Genomic DNA, 10,295 nt, shown 5'->3' on the forward strand with positions numbered 1-10,295 from the left:
GACCGACCGGGATGGCGCTGTAGCGCCGTTATTTGTGATTCGGGGGAGCCCTCATGCTTGAGGAATTCAAGAAATTCATCAGCCGCGGCAACGTTATCGACCTGGCGGTCGGTATCATTGTCGGGTCTGCCTTTACCGCTATTGTCACCTCACTGGTGAATGATGTGTTGATGCCGCCTATGGGCTATGTGATGGGGGGGATCGACTTTTCCGACTACTTCATCAGCTTGTCGGGGGGGGACTATGCTTCGCTGGCCGCTGCCAAGGATGCCGGGGCTGCGACCATCAATTATGGTCTGTTCATCAATGCGGTGATCAAATTCTTCATCGTGGCCTGGGCCGTGTTCATCCTGGTCAAGCAGGTGAACCGGCTGCACAAGAAGGATGCCGCCACCCCGGTGGCACCCACCAAGGACCAACTGCTGCTGACGGAAATCCGCGACCTGTTGAAACAGGATCGCCAGCCCTGATAATGACAATCTCCCTGAAGCTTGGTCTTCAGGGAGATTGAGGTCAGCGACTGCCGACCCGGCGCTCGTGCGCCGCAAGCCAAGCCGCCGGATGGCGGCGCCCGGCGCCTGAGGGAGAGCGGAATAAGCGCTGACGGCGCCCGGATTGACCGGGCGCCGTCCTTCAATTCACAAGGTTTTCAGATAGGCGATCAGGTCCGCCCGATCCTTGGGCTCCGGTGTCTTCAGCACCATGCTGGTGCCCTTCATTGTGTGGGGCGGGTCGTAAAGATAATTATCCAGCGTATAGGCATCCCAGACCAGGGCACTCTGCCGCATGGTTTTGGAGTAACGGAAGCCCTTTTGTGTGCCGGCGGTACGGCCGAAAATACCCTGCATATGCGGCCCTTTCTTTTTCGCGCGGCCGGGTTCCAGGGCGTGGCAGGTGGCGCAACGGGCCTCGAAAGTTTTTTGGCCGGCATCGGCATTGCCGATGACTGGTTGGGCCGGTGCCACGCCGGGTAGCACCAATGCCCCGAAAATCAAGCCCGACAGGATCAGCCTGCTTATTGTCATCATTGTCCCCTGTGACCACCGGGGCTCAAACCCCGGTCCTTGTTGGAAGCCCTGGTGACAATGATGGGGCGCTGCCGGGAAACCATTCCAGCGCCCGGCAGCATTACCCCTTTCGCGCCGGACCAATCTCCCTGGATCGTGACCGATCCAGGGAGATTTTGCGTCCTCTCAGGCGCCGGGCGGGCGCATCCGCGCCCTTGGCTTACGCGGGCATGGGTCCGCGGGCAGGCGGGTCGGTATCAAACAATGCCCGCCTTGCTGAAGGGCAGGTCATAGAGGCGCTTGCCGCCGGCCGCTGCAATGGCATTGGCCACAGCGGGGGCGGCACCGGGCACGCCCGGTTCGCCCACGCCGGTCGGGCGTTCGGCGCTGTCAACGATATGCACCTCCAACGCCGGCATGTCAGAATAGCGCAGCGGTTCAAACGTGTCGAAATTGGCCTGATCGACGATGCCGTCGGTCAGGGTGATGGCATCGCGCAGGGCGTGGCCGATGCCCCAGCCGGTGCCGCCTTCGATCTGCGCCTTGATGACGTTGGGATTGACGGCAATGCCGCAATCCACCGCCACCACCACGCGATCCACCTTCACCTTGCCATCGGCATTGATGGTCACCTCAGCGACATGGGCGACATAGGAGCTGAAGCTTTCATGCACGGCCACGCCACGGCCCCGCTTGCTGCCGGCCGGACCGGCGGCAAGCGGCTTGCCCCAGCCGGCCTTTTCCGCCGCCAGTTTCAGCACGCCCCGCAGGCGCGGATGTTCTTCCAGCAGGCCCAGGCGATAGGCCACGGCATCCTTGCCGGCTGCCGCCGCCAGCTCGTCAATGAAGGCTTCCTTGGCATAGGCCGTGTGGGTATGCCCCACCGACCGCCACCACAGCGTCGTCACCGGTGACTTGGTGATATGCATGTCAACGGAGAGGTTGGCGACCTTGTAGGCAAGATCGGCCGCCCCTTCGGTGGCACTGCTATCCACCCCGTTCTTGATCGCAAAGGCCTCAAAAACCGTGCCGGTCATGAAGGATTGGGTGACGATGCGCTGTTCCCAGCCGACAATATTGCCCTTGGCATCCAGCCCGGCCCGCAACTTATGCAGGACCAGCGGGCGGTAACGGCCGCCCTTGATATCATCTTCCCGCGTCCAGACCAGATGCACGGGGGCCTTCTTGCCCTTCGCCGCCAGTGCCTTGGCGATGATCACCGTTTCGGCCATGTAATCAGCGGTCGGGGTGGCGCGGCGGCCGAAGCTGCCGCCGGCCCAGACCGTGTTGATCTTGATCTTGTCCGGGGTGGTGCCCAGGATGCCAGCGGCAACCCGCTGTTCCACACCCTGGAACTGGGAGCCGGCCCAGAATTCTGCCCCGCCATCCTCGGTCAGTTCCACCACAGCGTTCAGCGGTTCCATCGGCGCATGGGCCAGATAGGGGAAGCTGTATTCCGCCTCGATCACCTTGGCGGCGCCCTTGATGGCGGCGGCGGTGTCACCCTTGGCGGTTGCCACGGCGCCGGGCTTCTTGGCCAGTTCGCGGTAATCGGCCAGGATCTGGTCGGTGCCGCGCTTTTCCGCCTGGCTGTCATCCCAGGTGATTTTCAGCGCCTCGCGGCCCTTGATGGCGATCCAGCTATTCTTGGCCACCACGGCCACGCCGATGGGCAGGCTCAGCACCTCCAACACGCCGGGAATGGCGCGGGCGGCCTTGTCATCCACGCTCTTCACGGTCGCACCAAAGCGCGGGGCGCGAGCCAGCACCGCCGTCACCTGACCGGGACGGCGGATATCCATGGCGAAGATCGCGGAGCCATCGGTCTTGGAGATGTGATCCAGACGGTGCAGCGTCTCATTCCCGATCAGGGTATATTGGGCCTTGTCCTTCAGCTTCACACTGGCCGGCACCGGCAGCTTGGATGCTGCCGTGGCAAACGGGCCGAACGGCCCGCTCTTGCCGGATTTCTGATGGCTGATGACGCCCTTGGCGACGCTGATTTCGCCGGCCGGCACCTTCCATTCGGCTGCTGCTGCCTCCACCAGCATGGCGCGTGCGGCGGCACCCGCCATGCGCAGCTCATCCCAGCTGTTGAAGATGGCGGTGGAACCGCCGGTACCCTGCATCCCGAAGGCGTGGTTGGCGTAAAGCTTGCTGTCGGCAGGGGCGAATTCCCCGCGCATCTGCGCCCAGTCGGCGTCCAGCTCCTCCGCCACGATGGTGGTCAGGCCGGTCATGATGCCCTGGCCCTTGTCCAGATGCTTTACCAGCACGGTGACACTGCTGTCCGGGGCCACGCGGACAAACACGTTCGGGCGCGGATCGGGCGGGCCCATCAGGGCCGGGGTGGGGCGGGCGGCCATGGCGCCCAGCGGCACCACGGCACCAATCACCAGCGCCCCACCGGCCCCGGCGGCACCCTTCAGAAAGGAACGGCGGGAGGGGGCGGCCTCCACCACATCGGCAGCGGCGGCGCGCAGGATCTGCGGCAGGTTTTTCATGGCGTCACGTCCTCGCCAGCGTGGCGGCCTGCTTCACGGCCGCCTTGATCCGCACATAGGTGGCGCAGCGGCAGACATTGCCGTCCATCGCCGCTTCAATATCCGCATCCGTCGGGTTCGGGTTCTCGGCGATCAGCGCCGTGGCGGCCATGATCTGGCCGGACTGGCAGTAACCGCACTGCACCACATCCAGATCGGCCCAGGCCTTCTGCACGGCCTGGGCGGCCTTGCCCTGAATGCCTTCGATGGTGGTGATCTTGGCATCAGCGGCGGCAGAGGCCGCCAATTGGCAGGACCGGGTGGCCACGCCATCGACATGCACGGTGCAGGCCCCGCACAAGGCCTGACCACAGCCGAACTTGGTGCCGGTCATGTTCAGTTCGTCACGCAGCACCCACAGCAGGGGCATGTCTGCCGGCACGTCCACGTCACGGACCTGCCCATTGATGTTGAGGCGGATCATCTCTTCAGTCCCAATCGAAAGGCGTTCGGGGGTCGGCATTCCCCGCTGCCATCCCTGACGGGTAGGGCGGTTGGATGCCGGGGCCTTTTTCAAATGCCATCATGAAGGGGTGGAACCATTCCCGTCTTGCAGAAAATGACCCTTTTGATCGATGGCGCCTATCAGGTGCATCGAAGAGAATTCACCTGAATATCCCGGCTGTTGTGCTACCTATAAAGGGTAACAGCCGGGGGTGGGGCGTGGCGGCGCGTGTAGGAACGGTGGCCTTCCAGGGCATTGAGGTGCTGGATATCGATGTGCAGGTGCAAATGACCGGCGGGCCGCTGGCCTTTACCGTGGTGGGCCTGCCGGACAAGGCCGTGGGGGAAAGCCGGGAACGGGTGCGCGGTGCCCTGCACGCGCTAGGTATCGCCCTGCCGCCGCAGCGGCTGACCGTCAATCTGGCCCCCGCCGATGTGCTGAAAGAAGGCAGCCATTTCGATTTGCCCATCGCCCTGGCCCTGCTGGTGATGATGGGCATTCTGCCCGGCGATGCCATGGCGGATTATCAGGCGCTGGGCGAACTGGGGCTGGATGGTTCCATCTCGCCCGTCGCCGGGGTGCTGCCGGCCGCCATCAATGCCTCGGCCAATGGCAAGGGGCTGATCTGCCCGGCGGCCTGCGGCGGGGAGGCGGCCTGGGCCGGCGATGGGCTGGATATTCTGGCCCCGTCCTCGCTGCTGGCCCTGATCAACCATTTCAAGGGCACCCAGGTGCTGACCCGACCGGAGCCGAAGCTGGCCGGGCTGGAGGAGGCGGGCAGCCACAAGGATCTGCGCGATGTGAAAGGCCAGGAAACGGCCAAGCGCGTGCTGGAGGTGGCGGCCAGCGGCGGCCATAACATGCTGATGCTGGGACCGCCAGGATCGGGCAAATCCATGCTGGCCGCCCGGCTGCCGGGCCTGTTGCCGCCGCTGGATGCGGCGGAGGCGCTGGAAGTCTCCATGATCCATTCTATCGCCGGATCGCTGGAGGGCGGCAAGCTGATCCGCACCCGGCCGTTTAGAGAAGTCCATCATTCCGCCACCCTGGCGGCCATGGTGGGCGGGGGAAGTCGGGCCCGACCGGGCGAGATCAGCCTGTCACACCAAGGTGTGCTGTTCCTGGACGAGCTGCCGGAATTTGCCCGTGGCGCGCTGGAGGCGCTGCGCCAGCCGCTGGAAACGGGGCGCGCCACTGTCAGCCGTGCCAACCATCATGTGACGTATCCCGCCCGCTTCCAACTGGTGGCGGCGATGAATCCCTGCCGCTGCGGCCATCTGGATGATCCGTCGCTCGCCTGCGGGCGGGCGCCGAAATGCGCGGCGGATTACCAGTCAAAGATCAGCGGCCCGCTGTTCGACCGTATCGACCTGCATATCGACGTACCGGCCGTTTCAGCCGCTGACCTGTCGCTGCCGCCGCCGCGGGAGGGCACGGCGGAGGTGGCGGCCCGCGTGGCCCAGGCACGCGATATCCAGCGGGAACGCTATGCCGCCTTGGTGCCGCGCGGCCAGCCCGCCATCCGCACCAATGCGGAAGCGGATGGGGAGGTGCTGGAAAAGGTTGCCGCCCCCGAGGCGCAGGGCCGCGCTTTGCTGACGGAGGCGGCGGAAAGGCTGAAACTGTCGGCCCGTGGTTATCACCGCGTGCTGCGCGTGGCCCGCACCCTGGCGGATATGGAGGGGGCGGACGGGGTACGCCGGCTGCATGTGGCCGAAGCCCTGTCTTACCGGCGGGTGGCGCCGGGGCGGTGATTGCCCCCGGCGGGCGGGGGGTATATAGGGGGGCGTTCGTGGGGTCATGCCCCGGTTTTCGTTCGCCCAATTGGTCCTTGATCTCCCGTGAAACCCGCCCTTTACCAGACCCGGCCCGGCGTTTACGCTCTGGCCACCCTCTGCTGTGCCCTATGGGGCAGCTCCTATCCGGCCATCAAGAATGGCTATGCGCTGCTACATATTGTCCCCGCCGATCTGGCCGGACAGATGCTGTTCGCCGGCTGGCGCTTCACCCTGGCGGGGTTGATCCTGCTGCTGGCCGCACTGGGCCTGCGCAAGCGGCTGTTGCCGGTCAGCCGGCGGCAGGCGGGGCAGGTGGTTTTGCTGGGGCTGGTGCAGACGGCCCTGCAATATGTGTTTTTCTATATCGGTGTCGCCCATGCCAGTGGCATCAAATCATCCATCATGAATGCCACCGGCGTGTTTTTCAGCGTCGTGCTGGCCCATTTCATCTATGCCAGCGACCGGCTGAACGGGGTGCGCGCGCTGGGCTGCCTGATCGGATTTGCCGGCGTGGTGGTGGTCAATCTGGGAAAGGGCGGGGCAGGGGCGTTGGCCTTTGATTTCACCCTGACGGGCGAAGGATTCGTCGCCTTTTCCGCCTTCATCCTGGCGGCGGCGGCCATCTATGGCAAAGGCCTGTCACGCGGCATGGATGCGATGGTGATGACCGGTTGGCAGCTTTTGATCGGTGGGCTGGTGCTGACCGGAATCGGGATGGTTGGTGGTGGCCATCTGGAAGCGATGGGGATTCAGGCGGGTGCCCTGCTGGCCTATCTGGCCTTGCTCTCCGCTGTGGCCTTCTCGGTCTGGAGCCTGCTGTTGAAGCATAATCCGGTGGGCATGGTCGCCCCCTTCAACTTCCTGATCCCGGTCTTCGGCGTTTCGCTCTCCGCCATTTTCCTGGGCGAATCGCTGCTGCGCTGGAGCTATCTCAGCGCCTTGATCCTGGTTTGCGCCGGCATCTGGCTGGTGACGCGGATGCCGGCGCGGCGGGAGTAAAGCGACCTTACCAGTCGCACCCATCCACCAGCAGGGTGGCCAGCGTCTCGATCCCCGCCTGATCGGCCGGATCGAACCGGTTCGGCAGGGGACTGTCCAGATCGATCACGCCCAGCAGTCGGCCATCCTGGATCAGCGGCACCACCAGTTCAGAACGGGAGGCCGCGTCGCAGGCAATATGGCCGGGAAAGGCATGGACATCGGGCACCAGCACCGACCGCATCTGTTGCCCCGCCGTGCCGCAGACACCGCGCCCCAGCGGGATGCGCACGCAGGCCGGCTTGCCCTGGAACGGCCCCAGCACCAGTTCCGCCCCCTGCAGCAGATAGAAACCGGCCCAGTTCAGGTCCGGCAAGGTGTTGAACATCAGGGCGGCGATATTGGCGCAATTGGCGATGCGGTCGCGTTCCCCCGTCAGGATGCCGGCGGCCATGCTGGCAAGATCGGCATAGAGCGTCGGCTTGTCACTGTCGGCGGCCGGCTTGGTGATGTCGAACATCTGGTCCTCTTTGGCTTTCGGTTCGTGCCGAAAGGCTGGATTGCTGGCGGGATTCGCTATATCCATATAAACATAACGTTCATTGGGGAGCGATCACACCATGCTGGTACGCCATCTCTCCTATTTTGTCGCCCTTGCGCGTGAGCAGCATTTCGCCCGCGCCGCCGATGCTTGTGTGATCAGCCAGCCCACCCTGTCTGCTGCCATCGCCCGGCTGGAATCCGACCTTTCCGCCCCCCTGGTCCGCCGCGGCCGCCGGTTTGAGGGGCTGACGCCGGAGGGCGAGCGCCTGTTGGAATGGGCGCGCGGCGTGGTGGCGGATTATGAACGGCTGTGCGGTGACCTGGCGGGGATGAGCGGGCGGGCGTGAAAGTCAGGGCTGACCTCGTATCAACTGCGGCCCCTGACCTGGAACAACGGCCACACTCTTCCCTGGCCTTTCACAGGCCCCCTGCAAAACTTTCCCCCCTATGACGGCGACAAATCGGCTATTGAAACCGCTTGATCCGTGCCCAGCCGTCAGAAGTGTCCCCATGCCCGCCAATATCCTTGAAGAAGAAGTCGCCAAGCGCCGTACCTTTGCCATCATCGCCCACCCCGACGCGGGTAAGACGACCTTGACGGAAAAGCTGCTGCTGTTCGGTGGCGCCATCCAGATGGCGGGTGCCGTGAAGGCGCGCGGGGAGCAGCGGCGCGCCCGGTCTGACTGGATGAAGGTGGAGCGGGAGCGCGGCATCTCCGTCACCGCGTCGGTGATGAATTTTGATTATGCCGGCCGCACCTTTAATTTGGTGGATACACCAGGCCACGAGGATTTCTCCGAAGATACCTATCGCACGCTGACCGCCGTGGACAGCGCCGTCATGGTGATCGACGCCGCCAAGGGTATCGAGGCACAGACGCGCAAGCTGTTCGAAGTGTGCCGGATGCGCGATGTGCCCATCATCACCTTCGTCAACAAGATGGACCGCGAGGCGCGCGACCCGTTCGAGCTGATGGATGAGGTGGAGCGTGATCTGCAGCTGGAGGTGACGCCGGCCTCCTGGCCCATCGGTTCCGGTTCTGACTTCCGGGGATGCTATGATCTGATCCGCGACCGGCTGATCCTGATGGACCGCCGGTCCGGCGATGTGGCGACCGAGGGCGTCGAATGCCACGGCATCGACGATCCCAAGATCGATCAGCTGATCCCCGCTGATCAGGCAGCCAAGCTGCGCGAGGATGTGATGATGGTGCGGGAGCTTTGCCCGCCCTTCAATATGGAGACCTACCGCGAAGGCCACCAGACGCCGGTCTTCTTCGGCTCCGCCATCAATAATTTCGGCGTGCGCGAATTGCTGCTGGGGCTGGCCGAATATGCCCCGCCGCCGCGCCCACAGAAGGCCGATGGGCGTGCTGTGGAACCCGATGAAGGCAAGGTCACCGGCTTTGTGTTCAAGGTCCAGGCCAATATGGACCCCAACCACCGTGACCGTATCGCGTTTTTCCGCCTCTGTTCCGGCCATTTCAAGCGTGGTACCAAGCTGAAGCATATGCGGTCGGGCAAGCTGCTGGCGGTCAATAATGCCGTGCTGTTCCTGGCGCGCGACCGGGAACTGGCGGAAGATGCCTGGCCGGGCGATATTATCGGCATCCCCAACCATGGCACCCTGCGCATCGGTGACACGCTGACGGAAGGTGAGGATCTGCGCTTCACCGGCGTGCCCAGCTTCGCGCCGGAACTGTTGCAGCGCGTGCGCCTGGATGACCCGATGAAGGTGAAGCATCTGCGCAAGGCGCTGGAACATTTCGCGGAGGAAGGCGCTTCCCAGGTGTTCAAGCCCATCGTCGGTGCCGACTGGGTGGTCGGCGTCGTCGGTCAGCTGCAGTTTGAGGTGCTGGCATCGCGCATCGAGGCCGAATATGGCATGAAGGCCCGGTTCGAGACGGCAGGGTACGATGCCGCCCGTTGGGTGGAATGCGACGATCCGGTGAAGTTGAAAGCCTTCATCGACAGCCGCCGCGCCGATATGGCGGAAGACCATGATGGCGCGCTGGTCTATCTGGCCCGCAATGGCTGGCAATTGAACCGCGCACAGGAAGATTTCCCGGAAATCCGCCTGTTGAAGACGCGCGAGCAGAACAAGCAGGTGACGACGGCGGCGGCCTGATCGGGGTTCCGCGTCGCGGGTAAAACAAAGGCCGCCGGGGCGATCCGGCGGCCTTTGTTGTCAAAGGGCAGCGATGGTGACGATGATGGTGTCGCTGTAATCACCCGCTGTGGCCTGCGGGCGGGCGGGCACCGTGACCTGCAAATCCTTGTTATTGTCGCCCACGCTGGGCCAGAAACGCAGCCACATCCATTCCCCGCTCAGCGACAGCAGGCCCGACCCGTCATATTGTACCTGATAGGGGATGCGGTTGCCCCGCTGATCCACCAGCGCACCGCGATTGGCGGAACTGATACCGACAACAAAGCCGAACTGATTGCATTGTTCATTCACCGTGCCGACGGTGACAGAGGATTCACCTTTGCCCAGGTTCAGGCCGCGTGCCAGATCGTTGATCTTCAGCTCACATACCGTTTCCATCTTGCCGCGCAGCTTCAGGTTGTGGCCAGAGGCTGCGCCGACGAAGCTGAACAGAATGGGCAACAGGATGGCGATGAAGGCGATGGCCTTCGCGGTAACAAAGCGGGTCACGGGCACTACCTCGGTTCCTGGTGGCCTTTTCGGCCTTGTCCGGTCTCTAAGCCGGTATCAGGAGCAAAGCAAACGCCGTGCCATCGTTTTTGGGTGGTGATGTCGCCTGGAAAGGCAAGGTAATCAGCATAAGAGAACGGATTACCTCGCTGCTAATTGCAAAATGCAATTGTCTTGGGGCTTCATTTTCTTTGCTGAAGGCATTGCATTATGCATTAGGCCGTAGACTCATAACGACTGACACCATAGCCTGACGGCGACGAGCTTTACGGCAGCTAGGAAGTTCTCGGGTTGTTTGTCGTATCGGGTGGCGATACCTCTGAACTGTTTGATCTTGTTGAAG

10 protein-coding genes and 1 pseudogene are annotated in these 10,295 nt (G+C 63.6%); 5 read left to right on the plus strand and 6 right to left on the minus strand.

Going from position 1 to position 10,295, the window contains the following annotated elements:
- Positions 1 to 53: 53 nt before the first annotated feature.
- Entirely contained in the window at positions 54 to 470 is a 417-nt protein-coding gene (gene mscL, locus GE253_RS20545) for a large conductance mechanosensitive channel protein MscL (RefSeq protein WP_153206017.1), read from the plus strand.
- A 168-nt stretch (positions 471 to 638) separates the two neighbouring features.
- On the opposite strand, the gene GE253_RS20550 is transcribed toward mscL, so the two are convergent.
- From GE253_RS20550 to GE253_RS20560, 3 genes are all read right to left on the minus strand, one after another.
- Positions 639 to 1,028 (minus strand): c-type cytochrome, encoded by a 390-nt coding sequence (locus GE253_RS20550; protein WP_153206018.1) that lies wholly within the window; start codon positions 1,026 to 1,028, stop codon positions 639 to 641.
- Positions 1,029 to 1,264: 236 nt separating this feature from the next.
- Entirely contained in the window at positions 1,265 to 3,511 is a 2,247-nt protein-coding gene (locus tag GE253_RS20555) for a molybdopterin cofactor-binding domain-containing protein (protein WP_153206019.1), read from the minus strand.
- 4 nt (positions 3,512 to 3,515) lie between these two features.
- The gene (locus GE253_RS20560) at positions 3,516 to 3,974 is read right to left on the minus strand and encodes a (2Fe-2S)-binding protein (protein WP_153206020.1); all 459 of its coding nucleotides are present in this window, start codon (positions 3,972 to 3,974) and stop codon (positions 3,516 to 3,518) included.
- Positions 3,975 to 4,213: 239 nt separating this feature from the next.
- Between GE253_RS20560 and GE253_RS20565 the strand changes: the two genes are divergently transcribed.
- Entirely contained in the window at positions 4,214 to 5,749 is a 1,536-nt protein-coding gene (locus GE253_RS20565) for a YifB family Mg chelatase-like AAA ATPase (protein ID WP_348770915.1), read from the plus strand.
- Between the two features lie 87 nt (positions 5,750 to 5,836).
- Entirely contained in the window at positions 5,837 to 6,772 is a 936-nt protein-coding gene (locus GE253_RS20570; protein ID WP_211101530.1) for a DMT family transporter, read from the plus strand.
- 7 nt (positions 6,773 to 6,779) lie between these two features.
- Here the strand turns inward: GE253_RS20570 and GE253_RS20575 are convergent, their stop codons facing one another.
- Entirely contained in the window at positions 6,780 to 7,205 is a 426-nt protein-coding gene (locus GE253_RS20575; RefSeq protein ID WP_247878784.1) for a GAF domain-containing protein, read from the minus strand.
- Between the two features lie 166 nt (positions 7,206 to 7,371).
- Here GE253_RS20575 and GE253_RS20580 point away from each other — a divergent pair, with 166 nt between their 5' ends.
- Positions 7,372 to 7,641 carry a LysR family transcriptional regulator gene (locus GE253_RS20580; protein ID WP_153206023.1) on the plus strand — a complete coding sequence of 90 codons (270 nt, stop codon included), beginning with the start codon at positions 7,372 to 7,374 and terminating at the stop codon, positions 7,639 to 7,641.
- 163 nt (positions 7,642 to 7,804) lie between these two features.
- Complete coding sequence (locus tag GE253_RS20585) at positions 7,805 to 9,421, plus strand: peptide chain release factor 3 (protein WP_153206024.1); 1,617 nt, start codon at positions 7,805 to 7,807, stop codon at positions 9,419 to 9,421.
- Between the two features lie 60 nt (positions 9,422 to 9,481).
- On the opposite strand, the gene GE253_RS20590 is transcribed toward GE253_RS20585, so the two are convergent.
- Both GE253_RS20590 and GE253_RS20595 read right to left on the minus strand, forming a co-directional pair.
- On the minus strand, positions 9,482 to 9,952 hold the full coding sequence (locus tag GE253_RS20590) for a hypothetical protein (protein ID WP_153206025.1): 471 nt from the start codon (positions 9,950 to 9,952) through the stop codon (positions 9,482 to 9,484).
- Positions 9,953 to 10,180: 228 nt separating this feature from the next.
- Positions 10,181 to 10,295: pseudogene (locus GE253_RS20595) on the minus strand (IS5/IS1182 family transposase); the annotation flags it as partial.

The sequence above is a fragment of the Niveispirillum sp. SYP-B3756 genome, assembly GCF_009495745.1.
In the GTDB taxonomy this organism is placed as follows: Bacteria; Pseudomonadota; Alphaproteobacteria; order Azospirillales; family Azospirillaceae; genus Niveispirillum.

Excerpts from the sequence above, each read along its gene's own strand:
- GE253_RS20575 (WP_247878784.1), bottom strand. The coding sequence starts at position 7,205 with ATGGCCGCCGGCATCCTGACGGGGGAACGCGACCGCATCGCCAATTGC.
- mscL (WP_153206017.1), top strand. The coding sequence starts at position 54 with ATGCTTGAGGAATTCAAGAAATTCATCAGCCGCGGCAACGTTATCGAC.
- GE253_RS20550 (WP_153206018.1), bottom strand. The coding sequence starts at position 1,028 with ATGATGACAATAAGCAGGCTGATCCTGTCGGGCTTGATTTTCGGGGCA.
- GE253_RS20585 (WP_153206024.1), top strand. The coding sequence starts at position 7,805 with ATGCCCGCCAATATCCTTGAAGAAGAAGTCGCCAAGCGCCGTACCTTT.
- GE253_RS20555 (WP_153206019.1), bottom strand. The coding sequence starts at position 3,511 with ATGAAAAACCTGCCGCAGATCCTGCGCGCCGCCGCTGCCGATGTGGTG.
- GE253_RS20560 (WP_153206020.1), bottom strand. The coding sequence starts at position 3,974 with ATGATCCGCCTCAACATCAATGGGCAGGTCCGTGACGTGGACGTGCCG.
- GE253_RS20580 (WP_153206023.1), top strand. The coding sequence starts at position 7,372 with ATGCTGGTACGCCATCTCTCCTATTTTGTCGCCCTTGCGCGTGAGCAG.